Annotated in this window: 18 protein-coding genes; 8 read left to right on the forward strand and 10 right to left on the reverse strand. The window is 62.6% G+C overall.

The genetic code is table 11. The features are described 5' to 3' along the window. Positions 1-6 precede the first annotated feature (6 nt). Positions 7-699, forward strand: a complete 693-nt coding sequence (locus ACOZK4_RS14395) for a DUF502 domain-containing protein (RefSeq protein ID WP_313531339.1) — start codon at positions 7-9, stop codon at positions 697-699. A 219-nt stretch (positions 700-918) separates the two neighbouring features. Here the strand turns inward: ACOZK4_RS14395 and ACOZK4_RS14400 are convergent, their stop codons facing one another. After that, on the reverse strand, positions 919-1134 hold the full coding sequence (locus tag ACOZK4_RS14400; protein WP_313531341.1) for a hypothetical protein: 216 nt from the start codon (positions 1132-1134) through the stop codon (positions 919-921). A 77-nt stretch (positions 1135-1211) separates the two neighbouring features. Beyond that, positions 1212-3317 carry an ATP-dependent DNA helicase RecG gene (recG, locus tag ACOZK4_RS14405; RefSeq protein ID WP_421592471.1) on the reverse strand — a complete coding sequence of 702 codons (2106 nt, stop codon included), beginning with the start codon at positions 3315-3317 and terminating at the stop codon, positions 1212-1214. 103 nt (positions 3318-3420) lie between these two features. Here recG and ACOZK4_RS14410 point away from each other — a divergent pair, with 103 nt between their 5' ends. Together ACOZK4_RS14410 and mfd are read left to right on the forward strand one after the other, a co-directional pair. Continuing rightward, entirely contained in the window at positions 3421-3729 is a 309-nt protein-coding gene (locus tag ACOZK4_RS14410) for a succinate dehydrogenase assembly factor 2 (protein ID WP_313530382.1), read from the forward strand. Further along, positions 3726-7238, forward strand: a complete 3513-nt coding sequence (mfd, locus tag ACOZK4_RS14415) for a transcription-repair coupling factor (RefSeq protein WP_421592472.1) — start codon at positions 3726-3728, stop codon at positions 7236-7238. The genes ACOZK4_RS14410 and mfd overlap by 4 nt, the downstream gene beginning before the upstream one ends. Positions 7239-7286: 48 nt before the next feature. On the opposite strand, the gene ACOZK4_RS14420 is transcribed toward mfd, so the two are convergent. After that, positions 7287-7958: a DsbA family oxidoreductase gene (locus tag ACOZK4_RS14420; protein ID WP_421592473.1), complete on the reverse strand. Its 672-nt coding sequence runs from the start codon at positions 7956-7958 to the stop codon at positions 7287-7289. Positions 7959-8112: 154 nt separating this feature from the next. After that, a complete protein-coding gene (locus ACOZK4_RS14425; protein ID WP_421592551.1) occupies positions 8113-9915 on the reverse strand; it encodes an extracellular solute-binding protein in 1803 nt (600 codons plus the stop codon). A 280-nt stretch (positions 9916-10195) separates the two neighbouring features. On the opposite strand from ACOZK4_RS14425, the gene ACOZK4_RS14430 reads away from it, so the two are divergent. Continuing rightward, positions 10196-10819 carry an invasion associated locus B family protein gene (locus ACOZK4_RS14430; RefSeq protein ID WP_313530373.1) on the forward strand — a complete coding sequence of 208 codons (624 nt, stop codon included), beginning with the start codon at positions 10196-10198 and terminating at the stop codon, positions 10817-10819. A 77-nt stretch (positions 10820-10896) separates the two neighbouring features. Here ACOZK4_RS14430 and hspQ read toward each other — a convergent pair whose 3' ends face one another. Further along, positions 10897-11229: a heat shock protein HspQ gene (gene hspQ / locus ACOZK4_RS14435; protein WP_313530371.1), complete on the reverse strand. Its 333-nt coding sequence runs from the start codon at positions 11227-11229 to the stop codon at positions 10897-10899. 155 nt (positions 11230-11384) lie between these two features. Here hspQ and ACOZK4_RS14440 point away from each other — a divergent pair, with 155 nt between their 5' ends. The 3 genes from ACOZK4_RS14440 to ACOZK4_RS14450 all read left to right on the forward strand — a co-directional run bounded on the left by ACOZK4_RS14440 (position 11385) and on the right by ACOZK4_RS14450 (position 14407). Continuing rightward, on the forward strand, positions 11385-12416 hold the full coding sequence (locus ACOZK4_RS14440; RefSeq protein ID WP_421592474.1) for a hypothetical protein: 1032 nt from the start codon (positions 11385-11387) through the stop codon (positions 12414-12416). A gap of 39 nt (positions 12417-12455) precedes the next feature. After that, entirely contained in the window at positions 12456-13490 is a 1035-nt protein-coding gene (locus ACOZK4_RS14445) for a TAXI family TRAP transporter solute-binding subunit (RefSeq protein WP_421592475.1), read from the forward strand. Positions 13491-13699: 209 nt separating this feature from the next. Beyond that, a complete protein-coding gene (locus ACOZK4_RS14450) occupies positions 13700-14407 on the forward strand; it encodes a hypothetical protein (RefSeq protein WP_421592476.1) in 708 nt (235 codons plus the stop codon). Positions 14408-14542: 135 nt separating this feature from the next. Here ACOZK4_RS14450 and glnA read toward each other — a convergent pair whose 3' ends face one another. Next, complete coding sequence (gene glnA, locus ACOZK4_RS14455; RefSeq protein WP_257950711.1) at positions 14543-15952, reverse strand: type I glutamate--ammonia ligase; 1410 nt, start codon at positions 15950-15952, stop codon at positions 14543-14545. A gap of 61 nt (positions 15953-16013) precedes the next feature. Continuing rightward, on the reverse strand, positions 16014-16352 hold the full coding sequence (locus ACOZK4_RS14460) for a P-II family nitrogen regulator (RefSeq protein ID WP_003515720.1): 339 nt from the start codon (positions 16350-16352) through the stop codon (positions 16014-16016). 364 nt (positions 16353-16716) lie between these two features. Here ACOZK4_RS14460 and ACOZK4_RS14465 point away from each other — a divergent pair, with 364 nt between their 5' ends. Further along, the gene (locus tag ACOZK4_RS14465; RefSeq protein ID WP_421592477.1) at positions 16717-18204 is read left to right on the forward strand and encodes an NAD(P)H-hydrate dehydratase; all 1488 of its coding nucleotides are present in this window, start codon (positions 16717-16719) and stop codon (positions 18202-18204) included. Between the two features lie 187 nt (positions 18205-18391). Here the strand turns inward: ACOZK4_RS14465 and ACOZK4_RS14470 are convergent, their stop codons facing one another. The 3 genes from ACOZK4_RS14470 to uvrA are packed head-to-tail and all read right to left on the reverse strand — an operon-like array spanning position 18392 to position 22779. Continuing rightward, entirely contained in the window at positions 18392-19195 is an 804-nt protein-coding gene (locus tag ACOZK4_RS14470) for a DUF72 domain-containing protein (RefSeq protein WP_421592478.1), read from the reverse strand. 37 nt (positions 19196-19232) lie between these two features. Continuing rightward, positions 19233-19856, reverse strand: a complete 624-nt coding sequence (locus tag ACOZK4_RS14475; protein WP_421592479.1) for a glutathione S-transferase family protein — start codon at positions 19854-19856, stop codon at positions 19233-19235. A gap of 4 nt (positions 19857-19860) precedes the next feature. Beyond that, positions 19861-22779, reverse strand: coding sequence for an excinuclease ABC subunit UvrA (gene uvrA, locus ACOZK4_RS14480; protein WP_421592480.1), 2919 nt, complete (start codon positions 22777-22779; stop codon positions 19861-19863). Positions 22780-22824: the final 45 nt, after the last annotated feature.

A 22824-nucleotide genomic window follows, 5' to 3' on the forward strand; every position in this document is an offset into this window, starting at 1 on the left:
TATCCGATGACCGACCTACTTCCGAGACAGTCGCTGGCGACGCGGCTGCGCAACAATTTCCTGACCGGCCTCGTCATCTGCGCGCCGATCGCCATCACCATCTGGCTGACTTGGACCTTCATCCACTGGGCCGACAGCTGGGTGAAACCCTATATCCCCGCGCGCTATAACCCCGAAAGCTATCTCCAGTTCGCCATTCCCGGCTTCGGCCTGCTGATCGCGCTGGTGCTGATCACGCTCGTCGGCTTCCTTGGCAAGAACCTGATCGGCCGCTCCATCGTCGAATTCGGCGACGGATTGTTCAACCGCACGCCGCTGGTGCGCACGGTGCACAAGAGCCTGAAGCAGATTTTCGAGACCGTGCTGAAGGACAAGGGGTCTTCGTTCAACAAGGCCGCGATGATCGAATATCCGGGGCCGGGGCTCTGGGCCATCGTCTTCGTGGCGACGGATGCGCGCGGCGAGATCGCGACGAAGTTCAAGTCGATGGGCAAGGACATGGTTGCCTGCTTCCTGCCGCCGACACCGTTTCCGACCGCCGGCTGGCTTGTCTATGTTCCCAGGGAAAAACTCGTGCCGCTCGATATGAGCGCGGAAGATGCCGCCAAGCTCATCATCTCCGTCGGCCTCGTCACGCCGCCGGAGAAGGCATTGCAGCTCATCGAGAACGAAGAGCGCAAGGCAAAAAAAAAGGGCTGAGGAAAACGCGCGAGCGCTTTCTTTTTCTAACCAACGCTCCACCCGTCATCTATGAGCGGTGCCCTATCCGTCGTCATCCTCGGGCTTGACCCGAGGATCCAGCCACACCCGCTGAGTTTGCCGCGTGGATCCTTCGGTCAAGCCTGAGGATGATGAAGGAGGCGTCCGGGATGTGATCGGAATTTCGAGCCGTCTTGAAAACGAGACGACTCGAGCGCATTATTCCGTTACGTCGGCGCTCTTCTGGTCACCCACGAGCACCTTGCCGTCTTCGGCCGGAAGGCGGGATTGTTTTTCCGTGGTGGTGACGCTGGCAGTCGTGATGGTCTTGTCGACGTTGACCTCTGCCGAGGTTTTGGTATGCCAGGCGCAGTCCGCAAAGGCTGCGGATGCCGAAAGGCCGAGCGTCGCTGCCACTACGAGAACTGTCTTCATGGCATTTCTCCTTCTTCGCTGGTGCGGAAAGAAGTATGCCTTCGAACGCCGATAAGGCGAAATCACGATTTTGTGGATCAGCCCGCCCGCAGGAACCGGATCGCCTCGTCGCGGCGGTGGAGATAGAGCAGCGTGCGGATCGCTTCGCCGCGCTCGCTTGTCAGCTCCGGGTCGCGTTCCAGCACATAGGCGGCGTCCTTGCGGGCGATTTCCAGGAGATCGCCATGCGCCTCGAGGCTTGCGACGACAAAGCCGGGCGTGCCGGACTGGCGGGTGCCGAGAAGCTCGCCTTCGCCACGCAGTTTCAGGTCCTCCTCGGCAATGCGGAAGCCGTCCTCCGTCTCGCGCAGAATGGAGAGCCGCGCCTGACCGTTCTCACTGAGCGGACCCTTGTAGAGCAGGACGCAGCTCGATGCCTCTTCACCGCGCCCGACGCGGCCACGCAACTGGTGGAGCTGGGCAAGGCCGAAGCGCTCGGCATGTTCGATGACCATGATGGAGGCGTCGGGCACGTCGACGCCGACCTCCACGACGGTGGTTGCCACGAGAAGCCGCGTCTCGCCGTTCTTGAAGGCCAGCATAGCGGCATCCTTTTCCGGTCCGCTCATGCGCCCATGCACGAGGCCGGCGGCATTGCCGAAAACGCTGGCAAGCGTGGCATGCCGCTCCTCGACGGACATCAACTCGCTTTCCTCGGTCTCCTCGACCAGCGGGCAGATCCAGTAGGCCTTCTTGCCTTCGGCAAGAGCCGCGCGCAGGCGGTCGACGATGTCTCCCACGCGCTCCTGGGGTACGGTGACGGTCTGGATCGGCTTGCGGCCAGCCGGTTTCTCCGTGAGTTTCGAGACGTCCATGTCGCCGAAGGCGGCCAGAACAAGCGTGCGCGGAATGGGCGTTGCCGTCATGACGAGCATGTGTGGGGAAATACCCTTGGCCGTCAGCCGCAGGCGCTGGTGCACGCCGAAGCGATGCTGCTCGTCCACCACGGCCAGCACGAGGTCCTTGTAGGCGACGTTGTCCTGGAAGAGGGCGTGCGTGCCGATGACGATCTGCGTCTGACCGGACGCGATGCGTTCGAGGATGGCGTCGCGCTCGCGGCCCTTGGTGCGGCCGGTGAGCACGTCGATGGTGACGCCGGCCGGTGCCGCCATGCGGGAGATCGTCGCAAAATGCTGCCGGGCCAGAATTTCCGTGGGGGCCATCAGCACGGCCTGCCCGCCGGATTCGACGGCGGCGAGCATGGCCATCAGCGCCACGGCCGTCTTGCCGGCGCCGACATCGCCTTGCAGAAGCCGCAGCATGCGCTGCTCGCCGGCGATATCCTTCAGCACCTCGGCAATTGCCGTCTGCTGGCTGTTGGTCAGCGAAAAGGGCAGGGCATCGATCACGGGACGGCTCAATGCACCCGTGGCGATCACCGGCCGGCCGGCGACCTTGCGCAGGCGCTGGCGCACGAGGGCGAGCGAAACCTGTCCGGCCAGGAATTCGTCATAGGCGAGGCGGCGGCGGGCGGGGGCCTGCGGGTCGAGGTCGGTCTCGTCGCGCGGGTCGTGCAGGCGGTGGATCGCGTCGTAGGCGCTGGGAAAACTCTGGCGCTGGGCAAGCGGCGGATCGATCCATTCCGGCAGATGCGGCACACGGGCGACCGCCGCCTCCACCGCCTTGCGCAACACGCGCGACGTGAGGCCGGCAGTCAGGCCATGCACGGGCTCGACCAAGGGCACGTTGTCCGCCTCGGTGAGCCGCGCCATATAATCCGGATGCACCATGGAGGCGCGGCCGTTGAACCAGTCCACCTTGCCGCTGACGACGACGGTTTCATCGATCGGCAATGCCTTTTCCAGCCAGTTGCCCTTGGCGCGGAAGAAGGTGAGCGCAATATCGCCGGTCTCGTCGTGCAGGAAGACGCGGTAGGGCATGTTCGACTTGCCGGGCGGCGGTGGCTGGTGACGGTCGACGCGCCCCGTGATGGTGACGATGACGCCCTGCTGCGCATTGGCGATGCCGGGCTGGTTGCGCCGGTCGACGATGGAATGCGGGAAATGGAAAACGAGATCGATGACCCGGCAATCCTCGATGCTTTCCTGCCCGAGCAGGCGTGCAAACAATTCGCCAAGCTTTGGGCCGATACCGGGAAGCGTGGAGAGCGGTGCGAAGAGGGGATCAAGCAATGCGGGTCTCATGGCGGGCAAAATCGCCGGAGATGGTGCCTTTGGCAAGGCTGACAAGCGGCTTTTGCCGGTTTATAGAAGCGCCGGACCGCATTTCAGGGAAGGCAGGACGATCATGACGGGAACGACACGCTCGAGCGCCGAGATCGACCCGCGCCGCAAGCGCATCCTCTTCCGCTGTTGGCACCGTGGCATCCGCGAGATGGACCTGGTGCTGGGCAGTTTTGCCGATGCCGAGATCGCGACGCTCTCCGACATGGAACTGGATGAGCTCGAGCGCATTATGGCCGAAGAGGACAACGATCTTGTCAAATGGGTGACCGGCGAAAAGCCGGTGCCGGAGGAATTCCGCGACGGTCTCTTCCCGCGCATTGCCGCCTACCGCCCCGATTTCTCTCCGCTCTTCAAAGACGCAAACGCATGATCCCCGGATTTTCTCCCGAACGCATCGCGGCCGCCGGCCGACCGCTGACGATCGGCGCCGTTCCCGCGGGCGTCGAGCCGCTGATCCTTGCCGATCTCGCCCGCAAGACCGGCCCCGTTGCCTATGTGCTGTCCGATGGCCAGCGCATTTCCGATCTGGAGCAGATGCTCGGTTTCGTCGCGCCCGACATTCCGGTTCTGACGCTGCCGGGCTGGGACTGCCTGCCCTATGACCGCGTCTCGCCGAGCGCCGAAGTCTCCGCCCGCCGCCTTTCGGCATTGTCGGCGCTGATTGCGCACCAGAAGAAGCCGCATGCGGCGATCGTTCTCGTGACCGTCAATGCCATGTTGCAGAAGACGGCGCCGCGCACGACAATCGAAAGCCTCGCCTTCTCGGCCAAGCCCGGCAATACCGTCCGTATGGACGACATCGCAGCAAGGCTGGAGCGCAATGGTTTCGACCGCGTCGCGACGGTGCGCGAGGTCGGTGAATTCGCCGTGCGCGGCGGCATTCTGGACGTGTTCGTACCGGGCAGCCTGGAGCCGGTGCGCCTCGATTTCTTCGGCGATACACTGGAGAGCATCCGCTCCTTCGATCCGGCCAGCCAGCGCACGACGGGGCAGGCGCGTTCGCTCGATCTCAATCCGATGAGCGAGGTGACGCTGACCCCGGAGACGATCTCGCATTTCCGCAAGCAATATCTCTCCTCCTTTGGTGCGGCGACGCGCGACGACGCGCTGTATCAGGCCGTTTCCGAGGGCCGGCGCTATGCGGGCATGGAGCACTGGCTGCCGCTGTTCTACGACGAACTGGAAACCGCCTTCGACTATCTCGACGGCTTCCGCATCGTCACGGACCATACCGTGCGTGAGGCCGCCGTCGAACGCTCCCGCCTCGTGCGCGACTATTACGATGCGCGTCTCGCCTCCGCGACACCTGGCAAGGGACACGTCGCGCAATCGACGCCCTACAAGCCGGTGCCGCCGGGCCTCATCTATCTCGATGCCGAGCGCTTTGCGCGCGAACTCGACGAACGCAACGCCATCCGTCTGACCCCCTTCAACGAGCATGAAGGCGAGGCGCGGCAGGTCGTGACCGTCGAGGCGCGCACCGGTCAGCGCTGGGCGCGGCCTTCGGGCAGCGAGGATGCTGAGGGCGCCCGCGTCAACGTCTTCGATCAAGCCGTGAAACATATCGCCGACAAGCGGGCCTCCGGCGCGAAAGTGCTTGTGACCGGCTGGTCAGAAGGCTCGCTCGACCGTCTGTTGCAGGTTCTCTCCGAACATGGTCTCGGCAATGTCGTTCCGATCGAGAAATTCGGCGATCTCGCGAAACTGAAACCGGGCGAGGCGGGCTCCGCCGTTCTCAGCCTCGAAAGCGGTTTCGAGGCCGGCGATGTCGTCGTCATCGGCGAACAGGACATTCTCGGCGACCGCATGGTGCGGCGTTCCAAGCGACGCAAGCGCGGCGCGGATTTCCTCACCGAGGTTGCTGGCCTCGACGAGGGCTCGATCGTCGTGCATGCCGAGCATGGCATCGGCCGGTTCGTCGGGCTGCGCACCATCGAGGCGGCGGGCGCGCCGCATGCCTGCCTCGAACTCGTCTATGCCGACGACGCTAAACTCTTCCTGCCGGTCGAAAACATCGATCTTCTCACGCGCTATGGCGGTGAGGGCACGGATGCGATGCTCGACAAGCTCGGCGGCGTCGCCTGGCAGGCACGCAAGGCCAAGCTGAAGAAGCGCCTGCTCGACATGGCCGGCGGCCTGATCCAGATCGCCGCCGCGCGTCTTGTGCGCCATGCGCCGGTGCTGGCGGCACCTGACGGTATCTACGACGAATTCGCCGCCCGCTTCCCCTATGACGAGACGGACGATCAGGCCAACGCCATCGACGCCGTGCGCGAGGATCTCGGCGCGGGCCGGCCGATGGACCGCCTCGTCTGCGGCGACGTCGGTTTCGGCAAGACGGAAGTGGCGCTGCGTGGCGCCTTCATCGCGGCGATGAACGGCGTGCAGGTCGCCGTCGTCGTACCGACCACGCTGCTTGCCCGCCAGCATTTCAAGACCTTCTCCGAACGCTTCCGCGGCCTGCCCATTCGCGTCCAGCAGGCGTCCCGCCTCGTTGGCTCGAAAGAGCTGGCGCTGACGAAGAAGGAGTTGTCCGAGGGCAAGACGGATATCGTCGTCGGCACCCATGCGCTGCTCGGCTCGTCGATCAAATTCGCCAATCTCGGCCTGCTGATCATCGACGAGGAGCAGCATTTCGGCGTGAAGCACAAGGAGCGGCTGAAGGAGCTGAAGAGCGACGTGCATGTGCTGACGCTTTCGGCGACGCCGATCCCGCGCACGCTGCAGCTTGCCATGACGGGCGTGCGCGAGCTTTCGCTGATCACCACGCCGCCGGTCGACCGCATGGCGGTGCGCACCTTCATCTCGCCCTTCGATCCGCTGGTCATCCGCGAGACGCTGATGCGAGAGCACTATCGCGGCGGCCAGAGCTTTTATGTCTGCCCACGTCTCAGCGACCTCTCGGAAATCCACGACTTTCTGCGCCAGGATGTGCCGGAACTGAAGGTCGCCGTCGCGCATGGCCAGATGCCGGCAACCGAACTCGAAGACATCATGAACGCCTTCTACGAGGGCCAGTACGACGTGCTGCTCTCGACGACCATCGTCGAATCCGGCCTCGATGTTCCCACGGCGAACACGATGATCATTCATCGCGCCGACATGTTCGGTCTCGCCCAGCTTTACCAGCTGCGCGGTCGCGTCGGTCGTTCCAAGGTGCGCGCTTTCGCGTTGCTGACGCTGCCGGTCAACCGGACGCTGACGGGCACGGCGGAGCGACGCCTCAAGGTGCTGCAATCGCTCGATACGCTGGGCGCAGGCTTCCAGCTCGCCAGCCACGACCTCGACATCCGCGGCGCCGGCAACCTGCTCGGCGAGGAGCAGTCCGGCCATATCAAGGAGGTCGGCTTCGAGCTGTACCAGCAGATGCTCGAAGAGGCCGTCGCCGAGATCAAGGGGGACGAGGAGGTCGCGGACAGCGGCTGGTCGCCGCAGATTTCCGTCGGCACGCCGGTCATGATCCCCGACGACTACGTGCCGGATCTGCACCTGCGCCTCGGCCTCTACCGCCGCCTCGGCGAGATCACCGAACTCGGCGATATCGACGCCTTCGGCGCCGAGCTGATCGACCGCTTCGGGCCGCTGCCGATCGAGGTGCAGCACCTTCTGAAGATCGTCTATATCAAGTCGCTCTGCCGCGTGGCCAATGTCGAAAAACTCGATGCCGGCCCGAAGGGCGTCGTCGTACAGTTCCGCAACAAGCAGTTCCCGAACCCAGCGGCGCTCGTCGGCTATATCGCCAAGCAAGGCACGCTGGTGAAGATCCGGGCGGACCAGAGCCTGTTCCTGTCACGCGATTATCCGACGCCGGAAAGGCGCCTGACGGGCGCGGCACAGGTGATGACGCAGCTGGCGGGACTGGCAAAACAGCAGGCATGAAAAAGCCGCCCGGTTTGAACGGGCGGCTTTTCAGAGCTTTCGACATATTCAGTTCTGGCCGACGCGTTCCTGCGCCTTCATCGCCGCGATCTCCCGCAAAGCGTTGGTCAGCACATCCACGGACTGGGCGCCCATCACAGCATATTTGTTGTCGATGATGAAGCAGGGCACGCCGGTGACGCCCATGTCGCGGGCCATGCCGATCTCTTCCTTGACCGAATCGACGTCCGCACCGGCGGAGAACAGCGCGGTGACGACGGCGCGGTCCATGCCGACTGCCTCCGCCACGTCGAGCAGCACGGCGCGGTCGCCGACATTGCGGCCCTCTTCGAAATAGGCCTTGAACAGGGCGACGGCCACGCGGCTCTGGACTTCGGGACCTTCGATCATCGCCCAGCGCAGCAGGCGGTGCGCGTCGAGCGTGTTCGGGCTGATCTTCACGGCCGGGAAATCGAAGGCGATGCCATCCTGTTTGCCGAGGCCTGCCAGCATGTCGTGCGCACGGTCCACGGCATCCTTGCCGCCGAGCTTTTCGGCGAGGTGCTTCTTGTGGTCCACGCCCTCGGGCGGCATGTCGGGGTTCAGCTGATAGGGGCGAAACGTCACCGAGACGGCGAGATCGTCCTTCACGCTCTCGATTGCCTGTTCCAACCGTTTCTTGCCGAGGTAGCACCAGGGGCAGACGACATCGGAGACGACATCGATCGTAATGGCTTCCATCCGGGTATCCTTTCGAGAGGCCGGGATCTCCGGCTTTGGCGCGGTCCTGTGCAGGCCTCGCGCCGTCACTTCAAACTTACCGCCGAGATAGGCCCACCGGCCACAGCTTTCAACAGGTTACCTCAAGGTAACCGCAATTCTGGGGATAGCCCCTTTACTGCGCGTTCTCGTCCCACCATGCGGGAAGCTGGAAACCCCAGAGCGGCGTCATCTCCGGCCGCCCGATATGCTTGTTGCGGGCAATCCACTGCTCGCCCAGATGATAGAGTGGGACGATGTAATTGCCCGACAGCAGCATCCTGTCCTGAAGGCGCACGGCGGAGCGGAAATCCTCTGCCGTGCGGGCGGAGAGAATGGCGGCCATGACGCGGTCGAGATCGGGATCGGCGACACCGGCGAAATTCTCGCTGCCCTGGCGATCGCGCGCGTCCGTTCCCCAGCGCCGCACCTGCTCCAGGCCGGGCGACAGCGACGACAGGAAGGCCTTCATGATGACATCGTAGTCGAAGGTCTGGCTGCGGCTCTGATATTGCGAATCATCGACCGTCCGGAGGCTTACACGAACGCCGAGCGCGGCGAGGAAGCGCTGGTAGGCCAGCGCCAGCTTCTCCTGGTCGGCATTCTGCGTCATGATCTCAAAGGCGAGCGGCTTGCCGGAAGTATCCACCATGCGACCGTCCTTGATCGAATATCCCGCCTTCTCGAAATGATCCATCGCCTGACGCAGTACCTTGCGGTCGCGGCCGGAGCCGTCGGTCACGGGGAAACGGAAGGTGCCATCTGCTACAGCAGGATCGATCCGGCCTGCCGCCGCGCCGATGATCTCACGCTCGCGTGCATCGATGGGGGCATTCAGCGACGACAGCTCGGAATTCTGCCAGAAACTTTCCGTGCGCGTATAGGCGTTTTCAAACAGCGTGCGGTTGACCCACTGGAAATCGAAGGCGAGTGAGAGGGCCTTGCGCAGTTCCGCGTTCTGGAAGACCGGCCGGCGCGTATTGAAGACGAAACCGAACATTACGGGGGGCAGTTTCGATTTCACCGCGTCCTTGATGACGGTGCCTGTCTGGACCGCTGGGAAATCGTAATTGCGCGTCCACTTCGTCGGATTGCCTTCCTGATAGACGTCGATCACGCCTTTCTTGAAAGCCTCGAACAGCGAATTGTCCTGCAGGAAATATTCGACGGAGATTTCGTCGTAATTGTCGAAACCGACCTTGGAGGGAATATCCTTGCCCCAGTAGTTTGGATCGCGCTCATAGACGATCCGCTCGCCCGGTTTCACCGCCTTGACCTTGTAGGGGCCGGAGCCGAGCGGCAAGGCGAGCGACGACCGGTCGAAGGTTTCGGGATCGATCGCATGCTTGGGCAGGATCGGCGAGAAGGCGATCAGGAGAGGGGCCTCGCGGTCGCTTTTGTCGTTGAAGGTGAAGCGAACACTATGCTCGCCGGTTTTCTCGAGTTTCTCGACCACGTTCAAACGGGTGCTGAACGGCGCGCGTCCCTTGTCGCGCAGCAGTTCGAACGAAAAGATCACGTCTTCGGGTGTGACCGGCTGCCCATCCGCCCAATGTGCTTTCGGATTGAGGTGGAATTCGATGAAGCTGCGGTCGCCGTCCCATTCCACGCTTTCGGCAAGCAGGCCATACATACTGAAGGCCTCGTCGCGCGAGCGCACCATCAGCGATTCGTAGATGAGATTGCCGAATTCCGGATCCCACATGCCGCGTGCGGTGGTGCGCATGCTTTTCAGGATGAAGGGATTGAGGCTATCGAAAGTGCCGACCACGCCGTAGGCAATGCGCCCGCCTTTCTTCACATCCGGATTGACGTAGGAGAAGTGCTTGTAATCCGCCGGCAGCGCCGGTTCGCCATGCATCGCGATCCCGTGCAGGGGGGCGGCCTGGCCCAGCGAAACGGGCAGGCCGAACATGCAGGCCGCGAGGGCCGTCAGGATGGGGCGCAAAGAAGCTCTCCTCGTCAATTCCATATGATTCCTGTCTTTATACTGCGCGCAATAGACACAATAGGGCGGCGGGTGCCGGAAATCGGTCCTACAGGCGAATTTCGCAAGGAAAGGCTGGATATCCGGCGCGGCCCATTGTAACAGGTGTCGCCGAAGCGGGTCATGCAAATGCCTCAATTCGCCGACAGGAGAGCGCACGACTGACCCACGCCAGAGGGGCTTGGAGGAGCGTCGTTGCTCCGGCACCGGATTTTCAGGAGACCGAACTCGTATGATCTTCACATCGAACCTCATCAAGCGGACCGTGCTTTCCGCTTTCGCCGCGTCGGTTGCCCTGGCGGCGGCTCCTTCCGTATCGCTCGCACAGCAGGCCGCTCCGCCGAAGGGCTGGTTCAAGGTCTGCACCAAGCAGGAAGACAACGACGTCTGCATCGTGCAGAACCTGCTGACGGCCAGCAGCGGCCAGCTCATCACGGCTGTCGGCCTCATCACCGTCACCGGCAAGACCAACCGCAAGATCATGCAGGTCTCGGTTCCGAGCGCACGCCTGATCCCGCCGGGTATCCAGATGCAGATCGACGGCGGCAAGGGCCTGAAGCTCGATTACGCCATCTGCATGCCCGACAAGTGCGTTGCTGAAGTGCTGCTCACCGACCAGATGATCGCAAGCCTCAAGAAGGGCGGCGAGCTGGTCCTGACCTCGATCAACTTCCAGCGCGCGCCGAACCCGATCAAGATGTCGCTCGAAGGCTTCACCGGCGTGTTCGACGGCGAGCCGATCGAACAGTCGAAGCTCGAAGAGCGCCAGCGCCTGCTGCAGGACGAAATGCAGAAGAAGGCCGAGGAAGCCCGCAAGAAGCTCGAAGACGCCCAGAAGGCTGCCAAGAGCCAGTAAGCGTCCCGCTTCATCCGAGATATGGAAAACCCGGCCAATGGCCGGGTTTTTTGTTGTCTGGCGTCGGGGAAGACCGGTCAGTGGAAGACGCCGGTCTCTTCTTTCCAGCGATAGTGGCCCTGGTCCACGTCCATCAGCGCGCGAACCTGCGGGTGACGGATCGGCTGACCGCTATCGTCGGCCACCAGGTTCTGCTCGGAGACATAGGCGACATATTCGCTGTCCGCGTTCTCGGCGAACAGGTGATAGAAGGGCTGATCCCTCGACGGCCGGATTTCCGCCGGAATGGCATTCCACCACTCCTCCGTATTGGCGAATTCGGGATCGACATCAAAGACCACGCCACGGAAGGGAAAGACCCGGTGGCGGACGATGTCGCCGATGGCAAATTTTGCGTTACGCATCTTCATGGCGTACCTACCTTTCCCCTTATATTTGGGTAATTGCTGAGAAACATCAATAGTTCCGCTGCTGTCATACATCTTTCATAGACGGGGTGTGGCGCTTGCGCCTCCAGCGGTTTCGGCGTACCTCGAAGGACGGCATCTCAGGCGGATCGGGCAGCATGAACAATCAGTGGGGCAGGAGCGGCAACGGACAGACCTCGGGTGGCGGCGGCATCGGCGGCATCCTGTTTGCCGTCGTCGTCAGCCTGGCGCTCGGCGGGGCCGGGGGCTACGGCGCCTTCCGCGTGATGGATGATGCGGCTCCGGCAGGCGAGATCAAGGCGCGCGACCAGCGCATCGCCGACCTTGCCAAGGAGCTCGATGCCCGCGCGGCCCAGGTCGAGGAAAACAGCCAGAAGGCGCAGGCGCTGACCGAGGAGAACGGCACACTCAAGCGTCAGGTCGAATCCCTTCGGAGCAACACCACCGCGAGCGATGCAGCCGATGCCGTGGCCGAAAACACCCGCCTCAATCGCGACGTCTTGCCGAAACTTGAAAACGATCTCGAGCTTGCCGGCCAGCGCGTCGCCGATGCCGAAGCCCTGAAAAAGCGTGCCGAGGAGGCCGTGCTCGACCGCGAGCGCCGGCTTTCGCTACAGGCCGACCAGATCGCGCGGCTGGAAAAGGCGCTGGATGAGGCCCGCAGCACCCGGAACACGACGCAGAACGCCGAGACCGAGCGTCTCGAGGCCGAGGCCGATACGCTGCGCCGTGAACTCGAGGAAGCGCAAAACGCGGAAGAACAGCTGCGCGCGAAGGAAATCCCGATCCTGCAGGAAGGCATCGCCACCAAGGAACGCGAGGTCGCCACGCTGAATGCGCGCAATCAGGCGCTGACGGCGCGTATCGAGGCGCTGGAGGCCGCGGCCGCCGCCACAAAGCCGGGTGGCCAGAAGGACGGTGGCACCAAGCCGGCGCTCGACAACGCAAAACCCGCAACAGACGGACGCAGCCCGCGCAATGCAGCTTTGGTGGCCGCGGCGATACGCGTGATGCCGGGTCTCGACCGGTTGACCGGCGACCAGCGTGACCAGCTCGAGCGCACGCTTGTCTCGGGCGAATGCGTCACCATTGCGCTCGGCGGCGTCTTCAAGCACATACCGGCGCTGGCGATGCGCAACCTGATGCGCGATCTCGACAGCGGCTGTTAATCACACCGGCGCTTTGCCGGGTCTGGGAAGGAGATTTCGATGAAGCGATCTGTTCTGGCGGCCGCGCTCGGCCTTGCGCTTTCCGTCGGCGGCGCATCCGCGCAGAGTTTCGAGCGCAACATCATGACGGGCGGTCCGCAGGGTACTTATATCAAGATCGGCCGCGATATCGCAGCCCTCGGCGCTGAATGCGGCCTGAACCTCAATGTGGTGGAAAGCGCAGGCTCGCTCGAAAACTTCGTCGGCGTGCGCAACCGGCGCAACACGCAATTCGGCATCGTGCAGAGCGACGTGCTGGAGTATCTGAAGACCTTCGAGGCGAACGACCCGGAGGTTCAGAAGGCGGTCAAGGGCGTGCGCATCATGTTCCCGCTCTACAACGAAGAGATCCATGTGTTGGCGCGCAAGGACATTGCCGGCATGAAGGACCTTGCCGGCAAGAAGATCGCGGTCGGCAAGAAGGATTCGGGCACCTTCCTGACGGCGACGCTCATCATGGACATTCTGCGCGTGAAGGCCGAAGAACGGCTCGATATCAACCCGGACGAGGCCTTGCCGAAACTGCTCTCCGGCGAGATCGACGCCTTCTTCTATGTCGCCGGCGCGCCCGCATCGCTCTTCACCAGCACCACGATCGACAAGGCGAAATTCCATCTCCTGCCGATCACCGAAGCACCGCTGCTCGCGACCTATACGCCGTCGCGCATCGAGGCCGGCACCTATTCCTTCCAGGACCAGCCGGTCGATCTCATCGCGGTAAAGGCCGTGATGATGACCTATGATTACGACATCAAGCGCAACGCCTATCATCGCGACAGCTGCAAGACGGTCGCCGACTTCTCCAACCTCATCATCACGGGCCTCGACAAGCTGAAGACGACGGGGCACCCGAAGTGGAAGACCGTTGACCTCACGGCCCTGCCACCCGGCTGGCAGGTCGGCGTCTGCGTGAAGGCCGGCATGGCGATGGACTACAAGCCGAGCTGCAAACCGGCCGCCGGCGCCGCATCCGGCGGTGCGGACGATTCGAATGAGGAATATCTGGATCTCTTGAAGAAGCGGCTGCAGCAATAAGTCCACGGCACACCAAGAAAAACCCGGCCACTGGCCGGGTTTTTTGTGCTTTCGTTGTGGTCATATCAATCACTTGCGTGAAAAAGCGGGGCGAAGAAACCGCTTCGAACCTGCAACGATTTTGAAACGATTAATTTATCTCCGCGAGATTAGCCTGCCCCAAACAAAGCACCCATACTTTGGTTGCTGTATTCGAGTGAGGGGATGATATGTTTGATCTTTCTTGTGAGCACGAGCAATTGGTTTCGGTTTGGAAGATTGCTCTTTCGAGGGGGTGGATGAGCGAGCCTAGGGCCTCGGTCCGGGCACTGATCGATCCGAAGAAAGAAACCTTCGGCATGTCCTTCCGGCACAGCCACAATCTTTTCGGCTGGAAGGCCGGTGATAGTCTGGACAAGCTTGGCCTTTGCTCCGGCGCCCTTTATCGGACGGAAAACTTTATGAAAACCGCTCAAGGCAATCGGTGCGGCAAGGCGCGAAGCGGGCGTACAATTCACATAGAACACACTGTACCCATCGCGACCTTGAACAAGGCTTGGAAGGAAGTCCGCGCCAACCGCGTGCCATCCCTCGCGGAGGCCTATGCCTGGATGTTCGTTCATTCGGTGACTACGGCCGTCCATGCCGATGAGATGGGCGGTATTCGAGGATATGAGCGGACGACGAGAGCACTCGATCGCGATGCACATTGGTTCAACCGACCGTTCGTGCGTTACGATTTCAAGGAAAAACCGATCGTCATCTGGAATGTGCTGACCAGGGAAAAGATCGACGCCGCAACCTTCTCCTTTGCCGACCACTTCAGAATGATCGGCCTGCTCCTGGAGGAGTGTAAGGCTGGCAAGGACGAGATTGCTGCAATTCGACGGGAAGCAGACTTGGCCCTTCATTTCTTTCAATCTGGCGATGCACGGTAGTTCCGACGTCGTCAGGCGCTTGCGGAGCATGGCACGACAGTTGCGAGGTGGTGCTTCGGCTAGGCCCAAAACGCCAGCCTTCGCAACTGTATGCTTTTTGAGAAGGCCTCACGGAGAAGCCTTCTCAAGTCTGTTTTAAGCCGAATAGTACATGTCGAATTCGACTGGGTGCGGGGTCATTTCGAAACGCATGACTTCGACCATCTTCAGCTCGATGTAGCTGTCGATCTGGTCGTCGTCGAACACGCCGCCGGCCGTCAGGTACTTGCGGTCTTTGTCGAGGCTTTCCAGCGCTTCGCGCAGCGAGCCGCAGACCGTCGGGATCTTCTTCAGTTCCTTCGGCGGCAGGTCGTATAGATCCTTGTCCATGGCCTTGCCGGGATGGATCTTGTTCTTGATGCCGTCGAGGCCGGCCATCAGCATGGCGGCGAAGCCGAGATAGGGGTTGCCAAGCGGATCGGGGAAGCGGATTTCGACGCGCTTTGACTTCGGACCCGTGCCGAACGGAATGCGGCAGGAGGCCGAGCGGTTGCGGGCCGAATAGGCGAGCAGAACCGGCGCTTCATAACCCGGAACGAGACGCTTGTAGGAGTTCGTCGTCGGGTTGGTGAAGGCGTTGATCGACTTGGCATGCTTGATGATGCCGCCGATGAAGTAGAGGCAGCTTTCCGACAGGCCGGCATATTCGTCGCCGGCGAACTGGGGCTTGGAATCCTTCCAGATCGACAGGTGGACGTGCATGCCCGAGCCGTTGTCGCCGAAGATCGGCTTCGGCATGAAGGTGGCCGTCTTGCCATAGGCATTGGCGACCTGGTGCACGACGTATTTGTAGATCTGCACCTTGTCGGCGCTGCGAACGAGCGTGTCGAACTTTACGCCGAGCTCGTGCTGGGCGGCTGCCACTTCATGGTGCTGCTTTTCGACGGTGACGCCCATCTCGGTCAGGACCGTGAGCATTTCCGAGCGCATGTCCTGGCACGAATCGACCGGGGGAACCGGGAAGTAGCCGCCCTTGACGCGCGGACGGTGGCCGAGGTTGCCGGTCTCGTAGTCGGTGTCATCGTTGGACGGCAGTTCGGACGAGTCGAGCTTGAAGCCCGTGTTGTACGGGTCGGCCTTGTACTTCACGTCGTCAAACACGAAGAATTCCGGTTCCGGGCCGGCATAGACCGTGTCGCCGATACCAGAGGCCTTGAGGTAGGCTTCGGCCTTCTTGGCGGTGCCGCGCGGGTCGCGGTTATAGGCTTCGCCCGAGACCGGGTCGAGGATGTCGCACATGATAACGAGGGTCGACTGCGCGAAGAACGGATCGACGTGAACCGTTGCCGGATCGGGCATCAGCACCATGTCGGACTCGTTGATGGCCTTCCAGCCGCCGATCGAGGAACCGTCGAACATGACGCCATCGGCGAACATGTCTTCATCGACGCAACCGACATCCATCGTGACGTGATGCAGCTTACCCTTGGGATCGGTGAAGCGCAGGTCGACGAACTTGACGTCGTTTTCCTTGATTTGCTTGAGGATTTCGTTGGCAGTCGTCATGTGTATTGGTCCCTGTGTGAAATGACGAGTGGATAAGCCTCGGCCGGACGGCCGGGCGGGATCAGATGGCGTCGACGCCGGTCTCGCCGGTGCGGATGCGGATGACTTCTTCGACGTTGGAGACAAAGATCTTGCCATCGCCGATGCGGCCAGTCTGGGCCGCATTGCGGATCGCCTCGATCACGGCCTCCGCGTTTTCGTCCGCCAGAACGACCTCGACCTTCACCTTGGGCAGAAAGTCGACAACATATTCGGCACCACGGTAGAGTTCCGTGTGTCCCTTCTGGCGTCCAAAGCCCTTCGCCTCGGTGACGGTGATACCCTGCAGGCCGACTTCCTGCAGCGCCTCCTTCACCTCATCGAGCTTGAAGGGCTTGATGATCGCTTCGATCTTTTTCATGAGAAAATGTCTCTCCGCTTCTCCCGTTCGCGCGCGGTTTGCGCCCGCTGCAAACTCCAAATGCACGTAGCATGCCAACTTGAAGCAGAATGCATGCCAGATCGGACGAATTTCGTGTCTTTGTTGATCCTGCTCGTCATCACGCTGCGATGATGCGGCTTTCCGTGTAAAAGGGCTAGTGGAATCTGCCTAAAAATTGTCACTTTCTACGTCGGCAGGCAGCGGCATACAGCGCCTCGCTCAGGAGTGGCGCGCAAAGCTGCAAATTTGAGCACATAGACTATGCAGATGCCGAATAAATGAGCGAATGCATGGATTTGCCGCCGGGCTTGTCTCCGCCTGTCCTTTGCGGGCATGGTGGGGCATGCACCAGGAAATCGATACGCTGATCGTCACGCCCGAGGATATGGGCCATATAGACCGCGTCGCCGCCGCATCGGGCCTTTCAAGCTACGGTCTCATGGAGCGGGCAGGCCAGGCCGTCGCAGCGGCGGCCCTTCGCCGATATCCCGGCGCGCTGCGTTTCGCCGTGCTTTGCGGCCCCGGCAACAATGGCGGCGACGGCTATGTCGCCGCGCGGGCGCTGATGGACACGGGGGCTACGGTGACCGTGCACGCCCTCGGCGACCCGACCACGCTTACGGGCGACGCCGCCATCGCCATCGCCGCCTTCCACGGCCGCGTTGCACCGCTTTCGGGCTATGCGCCACGCACCGGCGATGTCGTCATCGACGCCCTGTTCGGCGCCGGCCTGTCGCGTAATGTTCCCGACGCGGTGGCGCGCGTTATCGATGCGGTGCGCAAGGCCGCCATTGCCGTGCTCGCCGTCGATCTTCCCTCCGGCGTCGACGGGCGCACGGGGCAGATGAGGGGTGCTGCCTTCGAGGCCGAGGCGACCGTCACCTTCCTGTGCCGAAAGCCCGGCCATCTGCTGCTCCCCGGCAGAGATCGCGCCGGCGCACTGGAAATCTTCGACATCGGCATTCCCGGACGCCTTCTCGCGCAGCATGGCGACCATATGCGGGTCAACAGGCCGGCCATCTGGCACCTGGCCCGGCCGGCGCAGACCGGCGCGACCCACAAATATGTCCGCGGCCATCTCGCCGTGTTTTCCGGTCCGCCCGTTGCCACCGGCGCTGCAAGGCTGTCCGCCGCGGCCGGTCTTCGCGCCGGCGCCGGCCTCGTCACCGTGCTCTCGCCGCAAGAGGCCGCACCCGCCAATGCCGCCCAGCTGACCGCCGTCATGCTGAAGATCATCGACGGTGAAAAAGACCTGTCCAAACTGCTGGAGGACGAACGGCTGAAAACCTTCGTGCTCGGCCCCGGCTTCGGCGATCCGGACATGGCGAGGCGATATGTTCGCCTGCTCGCCGAACAGGATCACCGGCTGGTTCTGGATGCCGATGGCATCAGCGCCTTCCGCGACGATCCGCAGGCTCTGTTCTCCCTCTTTGCCACGGAAAGCCCGCGGCTCGTCCTCACCCCGCATGACGGCGAATTCGCCCGGCTCTTTCCCGATCTCGCCGACGACGCCACGCTCTCCAAGATCGACCGTGCCCGCAAGGCCGCCGCCCGCAGCAACGGCGTCGTCATCCTCAAGGGAGCCGATACCGTCATCGCCGCCCCTGACGGCCGCGTGCTCGTCAACGACAACGCCCCGCCATGGCTTGCGACGGCCGGCTCCGGCGATGTCCTGGCCGGCATCGTCGGCGCCCATCTGGCGCAGGGCATGCCCACCTTCGAGGCCGCCGCGAGCGCCGTCTGGCGCCATGGCAAGGCTGGGCAGATCGCGGGCGAGGGGCTGACCGCTGAAGACCTGTCGGCCGCCATTCCTGCCTGGGTGGATCTATGACTCTATTTTGGTGCGGTCGAGAAGGCTCGAACTGAACGTCTCGACGCACTCGTGTCTGTAAGCAGGCCACAGGCAGGGGCGGCCTATATTTGCCATAGGACCCGTGCGGTTCGGGGACGCGCCGCTTTTGTGCTCCCAAGGCGAAGCAGATCCAGGCGGCATCGGCTGCCGCCTGGATCGAGTTTTCTCAGCGCACGCGCTTTTGCAGTTCCCGCGCGCCGTTTGGCGCATTCACCTTGCCCGATGTGATGAAGAAGGCGAAGACGTCGCGCGCTACCTTGGCCGGCTTCGTGTCGGGGGCGATCTTCGGCAGATCCGACGGCTCGCCGCCGGCAGCCCAGTCCTTGATCCGCCCGGCCCATTCGTCGAGCGCGTCTTCCGGATAGCAGGTCTTGATGTCGTCGGACCCTTTTTGCAGACGTGCATAGACGAAATCGGCCGTGACATCGGCGATCTCAGGGTATTCTTCGTGCTGCGCATAGACGATGGCCGCGTTGTATTTACGGGCCAAAGCGGCGAATTCCGGCGTCATGAACGTCTCGTTGCGCACTTCCAGCGCGTGCTTCAGCGTCAGGCCATCGAGCTTTTCCGGCAGCAGTTTCAAGAAGCCCTCGAAATCGTCGGGCTCGAATTTCTTCGTCGGCGGGAACTGCCAGAGGATCGGGCCGAGATGATCGCCGAGTTCCGTGAGGCCCTGCGTCAAAAACTTTTCGACGGATTCACCGCCATCAGCCAGAACCTTGCGATTGGTCGTGAAGCGGCTGGCCTTCAGCGAGAAGATGAAACCGTCGGGCACTTCGGAGGCCCATTTGGCGAAGGTTTCCGGCTTCTGTGAGCCGTAATAGGTGCCGTTGACCTCGATGGCCGCAAGCTCGCGGCTGGCAAATTCCAGCTGCCGCTTCTTTGTCAGCTTTTCCGGATAAAACGTGCCTTCCCACGGATCGAAGGTCCAGCCGCCGATGCCGGTTCTGATGGTGCCGGATGTGCTCATGTCAGTTCTCCTCGACAGACGGATGGCGGCGCGCCGATCAGGCGGGCGCGATGAAAGGCTGGGAAATCTCCTGGAACACCGGCAGGGCCTCCATGCCGGCGCAATGGTTTGCGAGCGCGGGATAGGCGGCCGGGTCGATGAGGCCCGGATGCGCCTCGCGCATATGCCGCCAGGCGCAGGCGACGGCGATATCGGCATGGGTGATCCGCCCGAACCAGAATATTCCGGACCGCTTAGCGCGCTCGTCCTCCAGCGCAGCAAGCACCGTCAGGATTTGTGAACGGCAACGCTCGGCGAAGTAGGCCGACGGTGTCTCGTGCAGATGAAGCTCGTAGAAAAGGCTGATGCCCTTGTCGGCGAAACCGGTCGCAAAGGTCATCACCTTCAGAACCTGACGGCGCTCCGGCTCGACCTGTGGCAAAAGCCGCTTCTCCGCCGGTACGAGGCCGTCGAGATAATCGAGGATAGAGTTGCTGTCGGCCACCACCTCGCCATCGTCGAGCACCAGCGTCGGCACCCGCATCAGCGGATTGACCGCCTGAACCTTCTCGCCCTCGCTGAACACCGACCAGGGCCGGTGTTCGAACGGGAGATCGTAGAGCCTGAGCGCGATCCCGACACGGCGCACATAGGACGAATCGTACTGGCCGATCAGGATCATCCGGCTACTCCGCCGCGATCTTCTTGATCGGACGACGCTCCAGCAGCTCCTTCAGGAACTGGCCGGTATAGGAGCGCTCGACCTTCACGACATCTTCCGGCGTGCCCTCGGCAATTACCTCGCCGCCGCCATCGCCGCCTTCGGGGCCGAAGTCGATGATCCAGTCAGCGGTCTTGATGACTTCCAGATTGTGCTCGATGACGACGACGGAGTTGCCCTGATTGACCAGTTCGTGCAGCACCTCCAGCAGCTTCGCCACGTCATGGAAGTGCAAGCCGGTCGTCGGCTCATCGAGAATGTAGAGCGTACGGCCGGTGGAGCGCTTCGACAGTTCCTTGGCGAGCTTGACGCGCTGCGCTTCACCACCCGACAGCGTGTTCGCCTGTTGGCCGACCTTGATATAGCCGAGACCGACCTGGTTCAGCGTGACCAGCTTGTCACGCACGGCGGGCACGGCGGCGAAGAACTCGACGCCTTCCTCGACGGTCATGTCCAGCACGTCGGCGATCGACTTGCCCTTGAAGGCCACGTCGAGCGTCTCGCGATTGTAGCGCTTGCCGTGGCAGACGTCGCAGGTGACATAGACGTCGGGCAGAAAGTGCATCTCGATCTTGATGACGCCGTCGCCCTGGCAGGCCTCGCAGCGGCCGCCCTTGACGTTGAACGAGAAGCGGCCCGGCTGGTAGCCGCGCGCCTTGGCCTCCGGCAGGCCGGCGAACCAGTCGCGGATCGGCGTGAAGGCACCGGTATAGGTCGCCGGGTTGGAGCGCGGCGTGCGGCCGATCGGCGACTGGTCGATATCGATGACCTTGTCGATATATTCGAAGCCGTCGATGCGCTCGTGCTCGGCGGGGATTTCACGGGCGCCCATGATGCGGCGGGCGGCCGACTTATAGAGCGTCTCGATCAGGAAGGTCGACTTGCCGCCGCCGGAAACGCCCGTGACCGCCGTGAAGACGCCGAGCGGAATGGAGGCCGTGACGTTCTTCAGGTTGTTGGCGCGGGCGCCGACGACCTTGATTTCCTTTTTCTTCTTCGGCTTGCGGCGCTCGGCGGGCACCGCGACGGAGAGTTCGCCGGAGAGATATTTCCCCGTCAGCGAGGCCGGATTGGCGATGACCTCGCCGGGCGTGCCCTGCGCGATGACCTCACCACCGTGGATGCCGGCGGCGGGACCGATATCGACGACATAATCCGCCGTCAGGATCGCGTCCTCGTCATGCTCGACGACGATGACGGTGTTGCCGATGTCGCGGAGATGCCTGAGCGTATCGAGCAGGCGCGCATTGTCTCGCTGGTGCAGGCCGATCGATGGCTCGTCAAGCACATAGAGCACGCCCGTCAGGCCGGAGCCGATCTGCGACGCCAGCCGGATGCGCTGGCTTTCGCCGCCCGACAGCGTGCCGGAATTGCGCGACAACGAAAGATATTCTAGGCCGACATCGTTCAGGAACCGCAGGCGCTCGCGGATTTCCTTGAGAATGCGCACCGCGATCTCGTTCTGCTTGGCGTTGAGGTGCTCCGGCAGCGCCTCGAACCAGTCGCGGGCGACACGGATCGACATGGCCGTCGTCTCGCCGATATGCAGCTTGTTGATCTTGACCGCCAGCGCCTCGGGCTTCAGGCGATAGCCGGCGCAGGCCGGGCAGGGCGCGGCCGACATGTAGCGCTCGATTTCCTCGCGCGACCAGGCTGAATCCGTTTCCTTCCAGCGGCGCTCGAGGTTCGGCACGATGCCTTCGAAGGTCTTGACCGTCTTGTAGGAGCGCGCGCCATCCTTGTAGTTGAACTCGATCTTCTCGTCCGTGCCCTTCAGGATGGCGTTCTGCGCCTTTTCCGACAGTTCCGACCAGCGGTTGGAAAGCTTGAAGCCATAGGCGGCGCCGAGCGCTTCCAGCGTCTGGTTGTAATAGGGCGAAGAGGACTTGGCCCAGGGCGCGATGGCGCCGTCGCGCAGCGTGCGTTCGGTTTCCGGCACGATGAGGTCCGGGTCGATCTTCTGCTGGCTGCCGAGGCCGTCGCAGGTCGGGCAGGCGCCGAAGGGGTTGTTGAACGAGAACAGCCGCGGCTCGATTTCCGGGATGGTGAAGCCGGACACCGGGCAGGCGAATTTTTCGGAGAACATGACACGCTCATGCGTCTCGTTCAGCGACTTGTTGGCCGAGCCGCCGGCCGACGTTTCCTCGACGGGCAGCGGCTTATCGGCGAATTCGGCGATGGCGAGGCCATCGGCGAGCTTCAGGCAGGTTTCGATACTGTCGGCGAGGCGCGAGGAAAGATCGGCACGCACAACGACGCGGTCGACCACCACGTCGATGTCATGTTTGTACTTCTTGTCGAGGGCGGGTACGTCGGCGATCTCGTAAAACTGACCGTCGACCTTGACGCGCTGAAAGCCCTTTTTCATGAGCTCGGCGAGTTCCTTTTTGTACTCGCCCTTGCGGCCGCGCACGATGGGCGCGAGGATATAGAGGCGCGTGCCTTCGCCGAAATCGATGATGCGGTCGACCATCTGGCTGACCGTCTGGCTTTCGATCGGCAGGCCCGTCGCCGGCGAATACGGCACGCCGACGCGCGCAAAAAGCAGGCGCATGTAGTCGTAGATCTCGGTGACCGTGCCGACGGTCGAGCGCGGGTTCTTCGAGGTCGTCTTCTGCTCGATGGAAATGGCCGGCGACAGACCGTCGATCTGGTCGACGTCCGGCTTCTGCATCATCTCGAGGAACTGGCGCGCATAGGCCGACAGGCTCTCGACATAGCGGCGCTGGCCCTCGGCATAGATCGTGTCGAAGGCAAGCGACGATTTGCCGGAGCCCGAAAGCCCGGTCATTACGATCAGCTTGTTGCGGGGCAGGTCGAGATCGATGCCCTTGAGATTGTGTTCGCGTGCGCCGCGAATGGAAATGGTCTTGAGTTCGCTCATGGTATCCAGCGTCAGAAGTCGTTGCGCATTCTTAAAAGGGGTAGG

It is taken from the genome of Shinella sp. M27 (genome assembly GCF_049199905.1).
GTDB lineage: Bacteria > Pseudomonadota > Alphaproteobacteria > Rhizobiales > Rhizobiaceae > Shinella.